Source organism: Enterococcus sp. AZ120 (genome assembly GCF_050546165.1).
Taxonomy (GTDB): Bacteria; Bacillota; Bacilli; order Lactobacillales; family Enterococcaceae; genus Enterococcus; species Enterococcus faecalis.
Genome location: NZ_CP172950.1, coordinates 1,167,160 through 1,184,529, shown reverse-complemented (window position 1 = coordinate 1,184,529; position 17,370 = coordinate 1,167,160). Strand labels below are relative to the sequence as shown.

The window sequence follows — 17,370 nt, the reverse complement described above, 5'->3', positions numbered from 1 at the left end:
AGTCCTTATTTATTGGAATTTTACGACAGTCGCACCATTACCACCTTGGTTTTGTGGCGCAAATTCATAGCTTTTCACACTGCGGTGATTTTTTAAAAATTCCGTTATTCCGGTTCTTAATGCACCTGTTCCTTTGCCGTGAACAATGGTTACTTGTGGATAGCCCGCTAGAATCGCAGCATCAATGTATTGGTCAACTTCTGCCAATGCTTCTTCGTAGCGTTTGCCACGTAAGTCTAGTTGTGTGCCAACATGACTGCTTTCTGCAGAACGAACCGTTGTAACTCTTGGTTTTGCTTCTTTTTGTGGAGCGACAGGCGTCATATCCTCTTCAGATACGTTCATTTTTAAAATGCCCAATTGGACTTGCCATTGTCCTTTGCCGTTGTCTTTTAATAAGGTCCCTCGTTGGCCGTAAGTATTGACAATTACTTCATCGCCAGCTTTTAATTTTTTCTGTTCTTTCGCCTTCTTCAGCACTTTGTTTTTAGCAAGCTTGGTTTCTTCGTGGTGTAATTGAGAAAGTTGTGTTTTCGCATCAATTAACTGATGTTCTTTGACACCACCTTGTTGGCCACTTTCCAATTGCATTTTGCGAATATCAGAAATAATAGTTTCCGCATTTTCTTCCGCTTCTGCAATAATTTTATTCGCTTCTTTCCGCGCTTTTTGTAATTCTTTTTCTCGTTCTTCAAAAAACACTTGATAGGCTTCTTTCAGTTCTTTATGCAAAGCCGCCGATTCATCGACATAGTGGCGAGCTTCTAAATATTCAGTTTCGGCCATTTTGCGACGGTTTTCCAGGTCTTCAATCATTTCGTTTAAATCTTGACTTTCACCGTCCATTATTTGTTTTGCAGCTTCAATAATACTGTTGTCTAATCCAAGACGTTTCGAAATTTCAAAAGCATTACTTCGGCCAGGCACGCCAATTAATAAACGATAGGTTGGACTCAAGGTATCTACATCAAATTCCATACTGGCATTGATTGTTCCAGCTCGATTATAGCCATACACTTTTAATTCAGGATAATGGGTTGTTGCCATCACATAGGCTCCTTTAGCACCCAATGAATCTAAAATGGCAATCGCTAAAGCGGCCCCTTCTTGCGGATCTGTCCCAGCACCTAATTCATCAAATAGTACTAAACTTTGATGATCGACTTTCTTTAAGACAGACACGATATTCGTCATATGTGAAGAGAAAGTACTTAAACTTTGTTCAATCGATTGTTCATCCCCGATATCCGCAAATACTTCTGTAAAAATCCCCATTTTACTCTCTTCTTCAACTGGAATAGGTAATCCAGCTTGACCCATTAATTGTAAAAGACCTAACGTTTTCAGAGTAATGGTTTTCCCGCCGGTATTAGGCCCTGTAATCACAATTGCTTGATATTCTTCTCCAATCACAATGTCATTGGCTACAGCTTTTTCTGGATCCAATAGCGGGTGCCGGGCTTGTTTAAAAACTACATGATTTGCTTGACTAATTTCTGGAACAACTGCTTTTAGTTCTTTTCCTAGTCGTGCCTTAGCATTAATAAAATCAAGTTTACCGATGACATAGGCATTATGCGTAATTTCACGGCGATAAGGGACCAACTCGGCCGACAGTTCTGCCAAGATGCGAGTAATCTCATTTCTTTCGGCAATTTGTTGTTGTCGCAAGCGATTATTCATTTCTAAAATTTGTTTAGGTTCAATAAATAAGGTTTGTCCTGAAGCACTTTGGTCGTGAACCACGCCACCAAAAATATTTTTATATTCTTGTTTGACTGGAATCACGTAGCGTTCATTTCGCATAGTAACAAGGGCATCACTAAGGTAACGTGCGTTTTTCCCACGAATAATACTATCTAGTTCTTCTCGAATGGTCTGCTCACTACGTCGAATATTTTGCCGAATTGCCTTTAAGGCTGGCGAAGCTTCATCTGTGACGTAGCCATCATCATCAATGGCTTGTTTGAGTTGGCGATTTAATTCAGGCAAAACTTCTAGTTGCTCTCGCCACATATATAAACGTTCAAAATCAACTTCATTTTCACTTAACTCATCAAAAAAACGAGTCAGTTCTGAAGTAGTCGACAAGACACGGCCTACTTGTGCTAATTCTATGCCATTTAAATCCGCACCAATTTCAATCCGTTTCATGTGTGGTTGGATATTTTCTAATTTAGGAATGGGGATTCCACCACGTAATCGTTGAACTTTTAAACCATCCTGTGTTTCATTTAGCCATGCTTGAATTTTATTTTCATCAGCAATCGGTAATAATTCCGAAACTTCGTTTGTCCCCTGAGCTGTCACAATAAATTGCAACAACTGTTGTTTTACTTTATCAAACCCTAATGTTGATAGAATACGCTGATTCATTTTTCCACCTACTTTTCTAACTTTTTCATTTGTTGAAAAGACTGAGACATAACATAAGAAGTTTCGCTTTGCTCACTTACTTCTTATCTCTATCTCAGTCCCATTCAGCTTTATTTCGTAATTGGTTCAACCCATAATTCATATGCTTGTTTTGTTAGAATTGGGGTATTTTTTACAATGCCTCGTGCCAAGCCACTTGATCGAAACTGATTTTGGACAATATCTGACGGAATCATTGACGCCGTAGCTAACACTAGAAAAAGACCCACGTATAACACAAGAACACTTAATACGCCACCTAATAGTCCATTTACCTGTTTCAAAACTGGAATAAATGTTAATCCATGTAAAAAGATCGCTAAAAAACGAACGACCAACCAGCCTGCAAACAGCAATAATAAAAACGCAACCGCTGAATAAAAGGCTTTGTCCAAGTCTAAAGAAATCTCTTGATTAAAAAAGACAAGCTTTGACGTTGGCGTAACCGATGGATATGGAATATACAATTCTAAATGAGAGGCGACCTCTTTGTAATAAGTTCGAGCAACAAAATATGAAATTAAGTAACCTACCGAATAGAGCACTTGTAAAATCAAGCCTCGTTTAGCTCCTGTATAAAATCCAAAGGCTAAAAGTAATAAAATAAGTATTGTTAACATCTTGTCATCCTTTCAGGAACTACTCCGAAACACCTTTATTTTGAATCTGCTGTTTTCGATTTTCATTCAAAATTTGTTGGGCTTCCACATGATTATGAATTTCTACATCTTCTTGTCCATTCTTTTTCAAAACATCCCGTGCTTCTTCTTCGATAATTTCCATTCGGCGCACACGATTCTCTAATTCAGCCAAACGAATGGTTTTCTGTTTTAAATCTGCTACTTGTTTTTCCAATTTTAAAGCATATTCTTGTTTTTTTAGTTGATCTGAAATTGCATTAATTGCTAATAAAACAGAAGCTTGTTCCGTATCAGTTTGCGGAGAAAGATGTTTAATTTCCGCCAGTTGTTCGTTGACAATTTTTGTGACTAAATCCATATGTTGTTTTGACTCTTGGCCAATAATTGTATACGTATGGTCTGCAATGATTGCTTTATATCGTGTTTTTTCATTTGATGCCATGTTGAGGTTCCCTCCTGTAAATCAATCCATTCTTGCTTATTGTACCATGAAAAAAAAGCGAAGCGCAATTTTCGTACAAATTCTTTCTTATTATATGCCACAAAGCGAAAAATTTAAAGATTTCTTTACAAGAACTCTGGCAATTTAAGAACGAATAGAAATTGTGTAGGAGTAAAAGCGTGGAACAAAAAGTCAAAATGATTTTTGTCCCACGCTCAAACTCTGATAATCAGCTAAAAATGTTTGTTTCAGCTGTACTTTTTAAGGCTTAGTTATTATCTTTCATCTTTTCTACACGTAAACAACGCATAGCATTTAAAACAGCGATAATAGTTACACCAACATCAGCAAACACTGCTGCTTGCATTGAAGCCAAGCCTAATGCACCTAGTACCAAAACAATGATTTTAACAGCAATCGCAAAGATAATGTTTTGTTTAACAATTCTCAATGTTTTTCTTGATAATTTAATCGCAGAGGCGATACGACTTGGTTCATCATTCATAATCACCACATCAGCAGCTTCAATTGCCGCGTCACTTCCTAAACCACCCATGGCAATCCCAACATCAGCCCGGGCTAAAACAGGTGCATCATTCATGCCGTCACCAACAAAGGCAACTTTGTTTTTAGGTGAAGATGCTTTTAACAACTCTTCTAAACGATCCACTTTGCCATCTGGTAAAAGTTCTGCATAAACTTTGTCAACACCAACTTCTTTTGCAATAGCTTCTGCAACTTGTTGATTGTCTCCAGTCAGCATAACAGTTTGTTTGACCCCTTCAGCTTTTAATTCTTTTATTGCTGAAATGGCGTCTGGTTTCAATTGATCCGCAATCACTAAGTAGCCCGCAAATTGATTATCAATAGCGACAAAAATTAAAGTTCCCGCTTCCTTCACTTCTGGTGCTTCGATACCAAATTGTCTCATTAACTTCGCATTACCGACTAAAACTGTTTTGCCTTCAATTGTGGCTTTGATACCGTGTCCGGCAACCTCTTCAATTGCTGTTGCTGGAACAGTTTCTTTGCCATAGCTTTCTTTAATAGAAATAGCAATTGGATGAGTGGATAATTGTTCTGCTGTTGCTGTTAAACGCAACAACTCTTCTTCGGGTAAGACAACACTAGTTATGTTTTGAACCACAAAATTTCCTTTTGTTAGCGTACCAGTTTTATCAAAAACAATCGTTTCCGTATTCGCTAAAATTTCTAAATAGTTACTTCCTTTAATTAAAACACCTAGCTTGCTGGCTCCGCCAATTCCACCGAAGAAACTTAAAGGAACAGAAATGACTAAGGCACATGGACAAGAAATAACCAAGAACGTTAATGCCCGATAAACCCATTCATTAATAGAAGTATCAGGGAAAATAAATGGTGGAATCACTGCCAATAGGATAGCTAAAACAACGACAACTGGTGTATAGTAACGAGCAAATTTAGAAATAAAGTTTTCTGCAGGGGCTTTTTTACTGCTAGCATTTTCAACTAAATCTAAAATTTTGCTAACTGTTGAATCCCCAAATTTTTTCGTAACATTAATGGTCAAGGCCCCATTTTTATTAATAAAACCACCTAAGATTTCATCGCCGACTTTGACCGTTCTTGGAACGGATTCACCAGTCAACGCAGAGGTATCTACCATACTTGATCCATCAATAATTTGACCATCTAATGGAACTTTTTCACCTGGTTTCACTAATATTTGTTGTCCAATTTCAATTGTATCTGGAGCGACCGCTTTTATTTGTCCATTTACTAAAAGATTTGCTGAATCTGGACGAATATCCATTAATTTGGCAATTGATTTTCTGGATTGATCAACCGCAGCACTTTGGAACCATTCGCCGACCTGGTAGAACAACATTACTGCCACAGCTTCGGGATATTCCCCAATAAAGAATGCCCCGATCGTTGCCACAGACATTAAGAAATTTTCATCAAACACTTCCCCACGAAAAATATTCGTTACCGCTCGTTTGACAATGTCGCCACCAATTAAGACATAAACGACTAAATAAGACGCCAAAGCAACCCAATTATTACTTGGCTTAATGATAATAAGTGCTAAAAATAAAACAAATGCAATAATGATACGAATTAAGCGATTCTTATTTGGATTACGTCCCTCTTCTTCTTTGACATCTTTTAAAGAAATAACTTTGACATCTGGTTCTAACTTACCAATCACTGCACGCGCTTCATTTTCGACTTCTAAATCATGTCCTGATTCAACTTCCAGTGTCATCTTTTCAGCCATGAAGTCCACACGCGCTTTTTCTACTCCGTGAATTTTTTGGACAGATTTTTCAATTTTGTCTGCACAACTTGCACAATCAAGTCCTTCTAGTTTATAACTCTTTTGCATTTAAACACCTTCACTCCCTATATAATAGCGATTATTCCGTTTACATGAACAACCTTTCATGAATCTATTATAAATGAAGATGCAATCATATGTCAACCGCTTCACGTAATCTTTTTCTATTTTATAGACATAATGGCATAATTGCTGTAGGTGGAATGGATAACTGAGTAATAACTTTCGGATTGAGTCTATTGCTCCCTTTCCACCAAATTTTGGTTTGTTGGTGTTGAAACCAAGCACTTTGTTCAAAAGGTGCTGACAATGTTTGTAAGTGATGCACTTCGATCTGATTGGTTGCCTGCGGTTCTGTTGTGAAATCATGGGCCCGAATTCCAATAGAATGACAAGAAATAGGAACTTCTTGTGTAACCGTTAGTGTTTGTTGCCAGCCAATCACTTGGACTCTGTGCGCATCTATGCGTTTGACAGGCCAAATATTTTTACAACCAGTGAGTTTAGCTGCTTCAATCGTTTGAGGTTGGTTAAATAATTGATTTGTTGCACCAAAAAGTGTTTGGTTTTTTGTGATTATCACTAAACTCTGACATAACTTATACAGTTCATCTAAACTATGACTCACAATTAAGGCATGTTGATTTAAATTACTTAATCGCTGTTGAAGTTCAATTTGCAGCTCTTCCTTTAAGGGTGCATCTAATGCGGAAAATGGCTCATCTAATAACAGGTAAGCCGGCTGAGCCGCTAGCATTCGCGCAAAAGCCACTCGCTGTCTTTGTCCTCCAGAAAGTTGACTAGGATATTGTTGTTGGACTTTAGTTAAGTGAAAAGATGCAAGCAATTGAGTGACCAATTGTAAATCTTTTGTCACGCACGTCAGATTTTCTACTACCGACAAATGAGGAAACAACGCATACTGTTGAAACAAAAGACCAATTTTTCGTTGTTGCGGCGACAAATTGATCTTTTGTTCAGCATCGAATAAGACTTGATCATTTAAAACAATCTGACCTTTATCCGCAGTCTCAACACCCGCAATACATTTTAATAACATACTCTTGCCACAACCAGAAGCACCTAAAATTCCTGTTGTTTGAGTCTTTGTTTCAAACTGAATTTGCAAAGTATGACTTTTCAATTCTTTTTGAATATCAACAATTAATCTCATTCCGATCTTCTCCAAGCGCGCTGACTAAAAAATTCCGTAAAAAATAAAATAATCAGGCAAAGTAATAACATAATCACAACATATTGATTGGCTAAGCGCCAATCCCCACTTGCTACAGCAGAGTAGATAGCTAAAGGAAGCGTTCTTGTTTTACCAGCAATATTCCCTGCTAACATTGTCGTCGCTCCAAATTCACCTAACCCGCGGGCAAAAGCTAACACGCCACCGGCCAAGAGACCGTTCATCGATAAAGGTAACGCAATTTTTCTAAAATATCGACTTTCCGAAAACCCGAGTGTCTGGGCTACCGCCAACAATTCACTATCCATTTGTTCAAACGCCGTTAAGGCTGAACGATACATTAAAGGAAATGAAACAGCAACGGCAGCAATAACCGTAGCTGGCCACGAAAAAACAACTTGAATGGCAAAAAAATCAAGTAAAAACTGGCCCACTGGTTGCTGAACACCAAAAATAGTTAAGAGAAAAAAGCCAAAAACAGTCGGCGGTAAAACTAATGGCAACGTAAATAAACTATTCAAAAGAATTTTTAATTTACGATTTTTCAAACGAAAAACAATATACGCAACGCCTGTTCCTAAAACAAAAGTAAATAAAATGGCGATTATTGCTGTCTGAAAAGATAAAAGAATTGGTCGAACATCCATTTTCCCACCTACTTTGTTAACTTAAAGCCAATATTTTCAAAATATTTTCTGCATTGTTGACTCTGTAAAAAATTTAAAAAAGCATCTGCTGATTTTTGTTTCTTAGAGGCGGCAACTTTACCAACTGGATAGATAATTGGCTTTTTCAAAGCAGCTTCAGGCATGGCCGCAACAATCGCTACTTTTGAATTGGTTGCTGCATCTGTCGCATAAACCAAGCCAGCTTCTGCACTTGCATTAGCCACCCATTCAAGGACTTCTGTTACATTCGTGCCAAAGCTTGCGTGTTTTTCTACATAAGACCAAGCGCCTAAAGCTTTTAAGCCTTCTTCGGCATATTGACCAGCTGGAACACTTGCAGGATCACCAATTGCTATCATTTGGGCCTTTTTTAAATCAGAAAAATCATGCCACTTTGCTTGATCTTGGTTAGGCACAATAAGAACGAGCTGGTTTTCCAATAAAGGAACGACACTTTTCTTATTAATTAGTTTTTCTGCAACCAATGCATTCATTTGTTTTGTCGAAGCCGAGAAAAATACATCGGCTTTTAGGCCTTTTTCAATTTGCATCTGTAATTTTCCAGAACTATCATAGGTTCCAGTTACCTGAATATCTGGATGCTCTTTTTCAAAGGCTGGAATAATTTTCTTCTCCATGACTGATTCTAAGCTAGCTGCTGCCGCAAGGGTTATTTCTTCTTTTTTTGTTGAAACTGTTTCTTTTTGCGGCTGATTTGTACATGCAGCAATTAGGGCAACTAAACTGAATAAACTAAGCAAGAACACAGTCTTTTTTTGTTTAGACATTTGAACGCCTCTTTTCTTTTATAAATACCCGCCATAACTCAAGTCAATAATTTCAGATTTTTTTATCACTTCTTTGGCCATTAATCTTGGTAATAACAAATCAAAAACAGTTTTTTCTGAAAATAAAACACCACCTGGTAAGCCAATGATCGTTTGCTCTCCTTTATAAGCTAGCAAAAACATTGAGCCTGGTAAGACTGGTGTCCCATGGGTTACGATTTCAGCACCTGTCTGCTTAATTGCTAACGGGGTCAAATCATCAGGATCTACACTCATACCACCTGTACAAACAATCAGATCAAGCCCTTGTGCTAACATCTTTTTGATCGCAACAGTAATTTTTTGCGGCTGATCATCGACAATTTCTTGCTTGACAATCGTAACTAAAGGATACGCGGAGAACTTGGCTTTTAACACAGGGTAAAAAGCATCCTCAACCAATCCTGTGTAAACTTCACTGCCAGTAGTTACAATCCCGACCCGTATTTTTTTGAAAGGTTTCACAGAGATTAGTGGCTCAGACGTGCTGAGCTGGCGTGCCTTTTCTAATTGGCTTTTAGAAATTGTTAGTGGAATTACTCGAAAGGCTGCAACTTTTTCATCTTTCTGAACTTCTATATTGGTAACTTTAGTTGACAAGGCGAGACCTTCAATTTCATTTAAAGCAATTAATTTTTCTCGATTGACTTTTAAAAGACCTCTCGTGCTAGCTTTAGCAACAATTTTTCCTTCATGGACTTCACTCGGCTGACATGAGTCATCTGTTAACAGGTTATACAAAAATGTCGCTGCCTCTTCTTCATGTATTTCTGCTGGATCCAAGGAAACAAACAGATGTTTTTTCCCTAATGATAAAAGAATTGGAATATCTTCTTGAACAACTATATGTCCTTTTTTAAAACACACTTCCTTGGTCTTTCCATAGTCAATTCGCGTAATATCATGACTCAACGGAAGGCCAACTGCCTCTTCTGTTCGAATTGTTTTCATGGTTTATTCCTCATCATGTATGATTTTTTTATTTGTGATTAAATCCAAAGCGTGGGGCAAAACAGGCAACAAAAAATGCAAATGTTCTGTTACACTTTTCGGGCTACCAGGCAAATTAACAATGAGCGTGCGTCCTCTTTGAACAGAAACGCCTCGACTTAACATAGCAAATGGTGTTTTTTCCAAGCTAAGTTGACGCAAGCCCTCACTGATTCCAGGAATGACTCGTTCTGCTACACGTAAGGTTGCTTCTGGGGTCCGATCCCGTTCACTCAATCCTGTGCCGCCTGTTGTTAAAATCAAATCACAGGTCTTAGACCACTCTTGCAATAGCTCTACTAATTGATTTTCTTCATCTGGTAAAATGGTTTGTTTCGTTACCTGGTAGAGCACAGGTAACTGTTCACGAATCAAGGGACCCGATTGATCGACAGCAAGTCCTTGAAAGCAACGATCACTTAATGTTACAATGCCCACTTTAAACAACGTCTAACTGGTCTCCTTTTTTAATATGACCTTCTGTCACAACAACTGCAAAAATCCCTTCTCTAGGCATGATGCAATCGCCCACTCGCGCGTAAATCTGACAGTGTTTATGGCACTCTTTCCCAATTTGAGTAACCACCAATTCGGAATCGCCTATTTTCATTTTCGTTCCAACAGGTAATTGACGTAAATCAATCCCTGAGACGATAATATTTTCCCCGAAAGCACCATTGCCAACCCGAGCTCCTTTTTCATTGAAAGCCGTTATTTCTTCAAAAGATAACAAACTGACTTGTCGATGCCAATTACCGCCGTGCGCATCATTTTCTAATCCGAAACCTTTAATTAAGTTGACTTCAGGAATTTCCTTTTTCTGAGTGCCTCTTCGCGGGCTAATATTTATTGCAATAATTTCTCCTGTTTTCATACTTACCCTCCTATTTGTGACATAAATCGTTGTTCTCCTTGTTGTTCCAAGAAAAGATGTTTTTCAGGCTTACAGGCAATGCCACTCTTGATAATCCCTAACAATTCTGCTATTTGTTCCATAGCTAAAGCTTCCTTTAACGAGTAGCCGTCTGCAGAATGCAGGCACGTTTTTAAATGGCCGTCTGCAGTAATTCGGATTCGATTGCACGTCTCGCAAAAACAATGCCCTAATGCACTAATAAAACCTATTTTCCCTTTAAAATCTTTTAAGGCGTAATAACTAGCAGGGCCATTGCCCAATGGTTTTTGGTATGGTTGTAACGTTCCATAATATTTGGTTAAAATGGCTTCTACTTCTTCTTGTTGCTTACCTGGATGCTCCTTCCCTAATCCAATTGGCATCATTTCAATGAAACGAAGATGCACAGTCTCTTTCTTAGCGATTTCAGCCAGTTCTACAATTGTTGCTTCACTTAGCTCTTTCCTAGCTACAGTATTAATTTTGATATTAGGTAGTCCCACATCAATCGCTTGTTCTAAGCCCGCCAGAACATTCCTTAACTGACCAACTCTTGTTATTTCACGAAATTCTTCTGGATCCAAAGTGTCTAAGCTAATATTAATGCCGTCCAAGCCCGCCTCTTTTAATCCTTGAGCCTCACGAGCTAACTTCATGCCATTAGTCGTTAAGGTTACTTTTTCGATTCCTGAGATTTGCTTTATCCTTTTAATTAAAGAGAGTAAATTCGGTCTAACAAGCGGTTCACCACCTGTTAATTTAACTTTTTTGATGCCTTCTTTCGCTAGTATCCTCAATAAAAAAATAATCTCATCATCTGTTAGAAGCTGCTCTTTTTTTAAAAAGCAAAGACCTGTTGCTGGCATGCAATACGTGCAACGTAAGTCACAACGATCTGTTAAAGACAAACGAACATAATCAATTTCACGGTTAAATGCATCTTTCATGCTGTTCACTCATCACTTTCCTTTGATTTAATTGAAGAACGAATGAAATGACCACTACGTCCACCATTTTTCTCTAATAAACCAATGTTTGTCATTGTCATTCCTCGATCAATTGCTTTACACATGTCATAAATTGTTAAGAGTGCTGCCTGCACACCTGTTAGCGCTTCCATTTCAACGCCAGTTGAACCCACTGTTTTTGTAAAGCAACGTACTTCTAAACAAGTTTGATTGCGCCAATCAAACTGAATTTCACACTTTGTCAAAGCAACCAAATGACACAAAGGAATCCATTCAAACGTTCGTTTTGCGGCGGTAATCCCAGCGACTCTTGCTACCTGTAATACTTCACCTTTTTTAATCATTTGGGTCTGGATCGCTTCTGCTGTCGCTTCCAACATGTGAATTTCTCCATAAGCGAGGGCTGTTCTTTGAGTGTCATTTTTTTCCGAAATATCAACCATATGCACTTCTCCTTGTGTATTCAAGTGCGTAAATTCCTTACTTTGAACCATTTCTCCACCTCACATTTGACATTTGTTAACGTTTACACAATACTTCTTTTTCAAGTGTATCACTCTTGCATCAAAAAAACAATCTGGCATCCATAATTTTTTTTAGCGAGAAATCGAAGTTAAAAAAGTTAAGCGACAAAAATTACGTGCTTCGCTTAGCCTGACCAGACTTTTGTCTAAGTCTTAAAACTTGATAAGCAATAAGCCACCAGTCGACTCGACTGATGGCTTACTTTCATACTAATCTTAGGTCAGGTTGTCATCAAGTTTGCCAATAATAGACTTTTACAAGCGCGCCTTTTTTGAGTAGTACACCAGCTGGTTGTTCTAGCAGGCAATTTGTTTCTAAAGTATTTGATAAATTGGATGAAAGATGACTTTTTGTCACTAAATTTACTGTGCCATCTATTTCTTTCGCTCGGTAAAATCGACGTAGTCTACTGGGGGCTAATTCATGCGCTAAAATTACTGTTCGTTCCTTTAGATTTAACTCGACACAATTAAAAAAAGTAGCTAATAATGTCCAGTAAAAAAGATGTAAATTAACCATTGCCGCAAACGGATTGCCTGAAACGCTTAAAATGAGTGTTTCTTGAAATTGACTTCCCATAACTGGGGTTCCAGGTTTCATATTTACAAAATGAAACAACTCTGTTCCTCCGATACGTTTAATCGCTAAAGGTAAATTGTCCTTTTCACCTACCGAAACACCACCACAAGTAATTAATAAATCAAGTTTTGGTGAAATCTCAATCAGCCTCTTCGCTAATTCTTCAGGGTCATCTGAACAATGGTCTAGGTGGATTACTTCATTGCCACTCGCTTTGACAAAAGCTGCTAACATGTAGAGATTACTATTATAAATTTTCCCAACTGACAGTGGTTCTTCCAAAGAAACTAACTCACTACCCGTCGCTAAAATCCCCACTTTCATGCGCTTCAAAACAACAACTTTATCAATCCCTTGCATTGCCAACAAACCAATCATGCGACTATTAATCTGTTGATGTTTTGCTAAAATTTTTTGCTGAAAAGCAATATCTTCTCCAATTTCCGCATAGTTTTGGCCCGCAGTGACAGAGCGAAAAATTTTAACATGGTCTTGCCCAAAATCCGTCCATTCTTGTGGCACTACAGCATCAAAATCGGTTGGAATAAAAGCACCTGTTGTTATTTTAATCGCACAGTTATTCGTCTGATTACAATAAAACATGGAATCCCCTGCCACTAAAGAACCGACGACTTTTAAACAACTTGGGCTTTCAGCAGTCGCACCTCGTGTTTCTACTGCCCGAACGGCATACCCATCCATCCCGGCACGAGGAAAATGAGGAATCGCTGTCTCTGCAAAAATGGTTTCTCCGCTAATCCGTCCCAAGGAATCAAGCAGCGCCACTTCTTCTGTTTCACATTGACTCTTCATATGTTGGGTCATTTTCTCTCGTGCTTCTTCCAACTCGATCATGTTTTAACCATCCTTTTTTATTTATTCACTGGTTTAATCGCAACGGCACAAACTTTATATTCAGGAATTGTGGCGATATCATCAAATACAGCATTGGTGATTTCGTTAACATTCCCATCTGGAAAGTGGAATGTCATAAAGACTTCTTGCGGAAATACTCGATTTCCGACAGCCGCATAGGTTTCAATTTTGCCACGTCGAGAATGAACTTCAACTTTGTCACCTTCTTGGATTCCCAGAGCTTGTGCATCGACTGCATTTATCTCAATATAAGAGTGATTCGCTATTTGGTTAATCCCTTCCGTTCGTCCTGTCATTGCTCGGGTATTGTAATGGTAAAGCATTCGGCCTGTCGACATTAAATACGGGTACTCTTCATCTGGTAATTCTTGTGCTTGCTTATACGGAATTGCTTTAAATAAACCTTTCCCACGAGCAAAACTGCCCACATGCATAATCGGTGTACCTGGATCTGTCAAGCTACGACAAGGCCATTGTAAGCTCTCCTTCTCTAATCGTTCATAATTAATTCCACCAAACGAAGGCGTCACAGCTGAAATTTCTTCCATAATTTCTTTTGCAGATTCATACGCACAAGGATAGCCCATTCGTGTCATGACTTCACAAAAAATTTCATAGTCTTCTCGCGCTTGTCCTCTTGGTTCAACAGCTTTACGGACTCTTTGCACGCGCCGTTCTGTATTTGTAAATGTCCCGTCTTTTTCTGCATAACTGATGCCTGGTAAAACGACATCTGCATAAGCAGCCGTTTCGGTCATAAATAATTCTTGAACAACTAAAAAGTCTAAACTTTCTAAAGCTTGACGAACATGTCCTGTGTCTGGATCCGTAACAATTGGATCTTCTCCAAAAATATAAAGGCCTTTGACGCTTCCTGCCGTTGCTGCTGGTAAGACTTTAGTAGAAGTTAAACCTGTGTTTCGATTTAACGGCACATGCCAAGCTTTTTCAAATTTGTCGATCACTTCTGGATTATTGACTTTTTGATAGCCTGGGAAATCATAAGGCATACAGCCCATATCGCAAGCACCTTGAACATTATTTTGACCTCGCAAAGGATTGACACCACAGCCTGGTTTTCCAACTTTACCAACCAACATTGCCAAATTAGACATACTCATAACACCCTCAGTTCCTGTCGAATGTTCCGTTACGCCTAAACAATAAATGATTGGTGCTTTCTCTGCTTTTGCATACATGCGTGCTGCTTGAATTAAATCTTCTGGATGAATATGACAAATTTCTGCGACTTTTTCCGGCGTATAATCAGCCACCATTTTTTCTAAATCTAAAAATCCTTCTGTCCGTTCTTCAATAAAATGGCGATCTGCTAAACCTTCTTTCAAAATTACATGCATCATGCCATTAGCAAATGCGACATTCGTTCCCGCCTGAACTTGTAAATGCAGCGCACTATCCTTCACTAAGTTAATTTTCCGCGGATCAACAACAACAACTTGCGTTCCTCTTTGGATGGCTTGGCGAATTTGCGCACCAATAACTGGATGAGCTTCTTCTGGATTGGAACCTACTAATAAAATCATGTCGACATCTTCAGTGATATCAGCAATAGGATTAGTCATCGCACCAGAGCCTAAGGTTTGGGCTAAACCATGGACCGAAGCCGAATGACAAACACGGGCACAGTTATCAACATTATTGGTACCAAAAGCAGCACGCACCATTTTTTGAAAGACATAATTATCTTCATTTGTCGCTCTAGAGCACGAAAAACCAGCAAGAGCATCCGGACCGTTTTCTGCTTTAATTTCGTTAAATTTTGACGAAACAAGCGTTAAGGCTTCTTCCCAAGAAGCAGGTTCAAAAATTCCATTCCGTTTAATTAATGGCTCCGTTAAGCGATCTCCTGACCCAACAAATTTATATGAAGCAAATTTTCCTTTCACACAAAGTAAATTTTTATTAGCTGGTCCATCCAGGGGTTCAACACCCACCAAACGATTATTTTTAACGAGTAAATTCATCTGACAGCCTGTCCCACAATGCGGACAAGTTGTAGGAATTTTCTGGGTTTCCCATTTGCGGTACTCTTTTGTATCTTTTGCTGTTAACGCACCTGTAGGACAGGAAGAGACACAATTGCCACATGATTCACAGATAGATTGATCAAACGCCTGCCCATAACTTGGCATCATTTTTGTTTCAAAGCCACGATTAGCAATACTAAGTACATCTCTTCCCTGCCGCAATTGACAGACACGGGCACAACGACGACACATGATACACTTTTCTGGATCATAAGAGAAAAATGGATTACTGGTATCTTCTTGATGGCAAGGCATTCTTTTTCCCTCGGTAAAGCTAGTGGCATCAATCCCATAATCTAGCGCATATTGTTGTAATTGACAATCCCCGTTTTTTCCACAAGAAAAACATTCTAATTTATGATTACTCAATAATAAATCAAGAATAAAACGTCTGGAATCAGCAACTTTTTCAGAATGTGTTGACACAACCATGTCCTCTTGACAATGTGCCGTACAAGCAGTTGTTAAGCCTCCACGTCGACCGCCTTCCACCTCAACCACGCACATCCGACAAGAACCATCAGGTGCTAATTCCTTTAAATGACAGAGCGTTGGAATTTCAACACCTAGCCCTTTCGCTGCTTCGAGAATAGTAGTCCCTTTAGGCACAGTTACTTCTTGGTTATCAATAGACAACGTAACTGTTTGCGTATGCAACTTTGTTTTCATTTTTACCAACCTCCTTTGCTGGTGGCATAGATTTCTGTTTCAGCAGTCGTTTCAAATTCTTCTGGAAACAAAGCCAATGCACTCTTCATTGGATTTGCGACGGATTGGCCCAAACCACAAGCTGATAATCGCGTGACATGCGTGAGCATCTTTTCCAATCGCGGCAAATCACTAGCTGTTGCCTCGTTCCGATTAAATTTACTCAATAATTCCAAAATCCTAGTTGTTCCCAATCGGCAAGGGGTGCATTTACCACAGGACTCATGAGCAAAAAAGGCCGCCACGTGTACTAAATAGTCCACAACATTGACTGAATCATCCATTACTACAATTGCGCCAGAGCCGACAGATAAATCATGCGCCCATAAATCTTCGTAAGAATACAAACAATCCCTTAACGTTGCGACAGCACCAATTGGACCTGATTGTCCACCGAAGTGAATAAATTTTAATGGTCGACCAGTTGCAGAGCCTCCGCCGTATTGCTCGCCATAAATTATTTCTTCTAATGGTGTTCCAAGGTTGACCTCGTATAAGCCCCGACTTTTAATATGTCCAGACAAACAAATTAGCTTTGTGCCGCCACCATCGGCAGTACCCATCTCTAAAAAGGCTTGTCCACCTTCTCGTAAAATTACAGGAACACTTGCAAATGATTCAACATTATTTACTAATGTTGGTTGCAAATATAAACCAACATCTGCTAAGTGTGGTGGTTTGACACGCGGCCGCCCCGTTTTTCCTTCAATTGAATTTAAAAGTGCTGAATTTTCCCCACAAATATAGGCGCCAGCACCAGAAATAATCGTAATATCATAATTGAATCCTTCAATTCCTAAAATGTTTTCCCCTAAAAAGCCAGCTTGTCGTGCATTATCCAGTGCTTCTTGAAATGTTTTTTGGATTCTGCGATATTCTCCTCTCATATAAATATAACCTGCTTTTGCTGAAAATAAATAGCCAGCAATGATCATTCCTTCAATCACACTCAATGGATCTTCAGATAAAAGTACTTTATCCTTAAAGGTCCCTGGTTCGCCTTCATCAGCATTACAAACAATGTACTTTGTGGTTCCTTTTGCATGATAAAGATGGCGCCATTTTTTTCCTAAAGGATAGGCTGCTCCACCGCGACCTCTTAAGTGAGCAACATCCAGTTCGTTTAAAATTTCTTCATCCGATAGTGAAATTGCTCTTTTTAAACCATCAAATCCATCGTATTTACAATATTCAGCAACATCGGTCGCAGATTGCATTTTTCCCATTCTCTCTAATAACATTGGTTGGTTTCTCTTAAGCATTGACTCAC

15 protein-coding genes are annotated in these 17,370 nt (G+C 38.8%); all 15 read right to left on the bottom strand.

Annotated elements, in window-relative coordinates:
* Positions 1-9: 9 nt before the first annotated feature.
* A complete protein-coding gene (locus IGJ46_RS05730; protein WP_002366632.1) occupies positions 10-2,376 on the bottom strand; it encodes an endonuclease MutS2 in 2,367 nt (788 codons plus the stop codon).
* Between the two features lie 110 nt (positions 2,377-2,486).
* A complete protein-coding gene (locus IGJ46_RS05725) occupies positions 2,487-3,035 on the bottom strand; it encodes a CvpA family protein (RefSeq protein WP_002357705.1) in 549 nt (182 codons plus the stop codon).
* Between the two features lie 19 nt (positions 3,036-3,054).
* Entirely contained in the window at positions 3,055-3,498 is a 444-nt protein-coding gene (zapA, locus tag IGJ46_RS05720; protein WP_002357706.1) for a cell division protein ZapA, read from the bottom strand.
* 268 nt (positions 3,499-3,766) lie between these two features.
* On the bottom strand, positions 3,767-5,869 hold the full coding sequence (locus IGJ46_RS05715) for a heavy metal translocating P-type ATPase (RefSeq protein WP_169063049.1): 2,103 nt from the start codon (positions 5,867-5,869) through the stop codon (positions 3,767-3,769).
* 121 nt (positions 5,870-5,990) lie between these two features.
* Positions 5,991-6,995, bottom strand: coding sequence for an ATP-binding cassette domain-containing protein (locus IGJ46_RS05710; protein WP_010709397.1), 1,005 nt, complete (start codon positions 6,993-6,995; stop codon positions 5,991-5,993).
* Entirely contained in the window at positions 6,992-7,663 is a 672-nt protein-coding gene (modB, locus tag IGJ46_RS05705) for a molybdate ABC transporter permease subunit (protein ID WP_002357709.1), read from the bottom strand. The genes IGJ46_RS05710 and modB overlap by 4 nt, the downstream gene beginning before the upstream one ends.
* 8 nt (positions 7,664-7,671) lie before the next feature.
* A complete protein-coding gene (modA, locus tag IGJ46_RS05700; RefSeq protein WP_002357711.1) occupies positions 7,672-8,472 on the bottom strand; it encodes a molybdate ABC transporter substrate-binding protein in 801 nt (266 codons plus the stop codon).
* A gap of 18 nt (positions 8,473-8,490) precedes the next feature.
* Positions 8,491-9,462, bottom strand: coding sequence for a molybdopterin-binding protein (locus tag IGJ46_RS05695; RefSeq protein ID WP_002371203.1), 972 nt, complete (start codon positions 9,460-9,462; stop codon positions 8,491-8,493).
* A gap of 3 nt (positions 9,463-9,465) precedes the next feature.
* A complete protein-coding gene (locus IGJ46_RS05690) occupies positions 9,466-9,948 on the bottom strand; it encodes a MogA/MoaB family molybdenum cofactor biosynthesis protein (RefSeq protein ID WP_002360418.1) in 483 nt (160 codons plus the stop codon).
* On the bottom strand, positions 9,941-10,375 hold the full coding sequence (locus IGJ46_RS05685; RefSeq protein WP_002357714.1) for an MOSC domain-containing protein: 435 nt from the start codon (positions 10,373-10,375) through the stop codon (positions 9,941-9,943). Before IGJ46_RS05685 ends, IGJ46_RS05690 begins: the two co-directional genes overlap by 8 nt.
* A 2-nt stretch (positions 10,376-10,377) precedes the next feature.
* Positions 10,378-11,352 (bottom strand): GTP 3',8-cyclase MoaA, encoded by a 975-nt coding sequence (moaA, locus tag IGJ46_RS05680; RefSeq protein WP_256356969.1) that lies wholly within the window; start codon positions 11,350-11,352, stop codon positions 10,378-10,380.
* On the bottom strand, positions 11,349-11,858 hold the full coding sequence (gene moaC / locus IGJ46_RS05675; protein WP_002369470.1) for a cyclic pyranopterin monophosphate synthase MoaC: 510 nt from the start codon (positions 11,856-11,858) through the stop codon (positions 11,349-11,351). Before moaC ends, moaA begins: the two co-directional genes overlap by 4 nt.
* A gap of 262 nt (positions 11,859-12,120) precedes the next feature.
* Positions 12,121-13,323, bottom strand: coding sequence for a molybdopterin molybdotransferase MoeA (locus tag IGJ46_RS05670; protein ID WP_002384572.1), 1,203 nt, complete (start codon positions 13,321-13,323; stop codon positions 12,121-12,123).
* A gap of 17 nt (positions 13,324-13,340) precedes the next feature.
* Positions 13,341-16,061, bottom strand: coding sequence for a formate dehydrogenase subunit alpha (gene fdhF, locus IGJ46_RS05665; protein WP_048737692.1), 2,721 nt, complete (start codon positions 16,059-16,061; stop codon positions 13,341-13,343).
* A gap of 2 nt (positions 16,062-16,063) precedes the next feature.
* Positions 16,064-17,362: a complex I 51 kDa subunit family protein gene (locus IGJ46_RS05660; protein WP_065536041.1), complete on the bottom strand. Its 1,299-nt coding sequence runs from the start codon at positions 17,360-17,362 to the stop codon at positions 16,064-16,066.
* Positions 17,363-17,370 lie beyond the last annotated feature (8 nt).

Bases quoted from the DNA above. Each gene is read 5' to 3' on its own strand.
- IGJ46_RS05730 (WP_002366632.1), bottom strand. From the start codon at position 2,376: ATGAATCAGCGTATTCTATCAACATTAGGGTTTGATAAAGTAAAACAA.
- IGJ46_RS05725 (WP_002357705.1), bottom strand. From the start codon at position 3,035: ATGTTAACAATACTTATTTTATTACTTTTAGCCTTTGGATTTTATACA.
- zapA (WP_002357706.1), bottom strand. From the start codon at position 3,498: ATGGCATCAAATGAAAAAACACGATATAAAGCAATCATTGCAGACCAT.
- IGJ46_RS05715 (WP_169063049.1), bottom strand. From the start codon at position 5,869: ATGCAAAAGAGTTATAAACTAGAAGGACTTGATTGTGCAAGTTGTGCA.
- IGJ46_RS05710 (WP_010709397.1), bottom strand. From the start codon at position 6,995: ATGAGATTAATTGTTGATATTCAAAAAGAATTGAAAAGTCATACTTTG.
- modB (WP_002357709.1), bottom strand. From the start codon at position 7,663: ATGGATGTTCGACCAATTCTTTTATCTTTTCAGACAGCAATAATCGCC.
- modA (WP_002357711.1), bottom strand. From the start codon at position 8,472: ATGTCTAAACAAAAAAAGACTGTGTTCTTGCTTAGTTTATTCAGTTTA.
- IGJ46_RS05695 (WP_002371203.1), bottom strand. From the start codon at position 9,462: ATGAAAACAATTCGAACAGAAGAGGCAGTTGGCCTTCCGTTGAGTCAT.
- IGJ46_RS05685 (WP_002357714.1), bottom strand. From the start codon at position 10,375: ATGAAAACAGGAGAAATTATTGCAATAAATATTAGCCCGCGAAGAGGC.
- moaC (WP_002369470.1), bottom strand. From the start codon at position 11,858: ATGGTTCAAAGTAAGGAATTTACGCACTTGAATACACAAGGAGAAGTG.
- IGJ46_RS05670 (WP_002384572.1), bottom strand. From the start codon at position 13,323: ATGATCGAGTTGGAAGAAGCACGAGAGAAAATGACCCAACATATGAAG.
- fdhF (WP_048737692.1), bottom strand. From the start codon at position 16,061: ATGAAAACAAAGTTGCATACGCAAACAGTTACGTTGTCTATTGATAAC.
- IGJ46_RS05660 (WP_065536041.1), bottom strand. From the start codon at position 17,362: ATGCTTAAGAGAAACCAACCAATGTTATTAGAGAGAATGGGAAAAATG.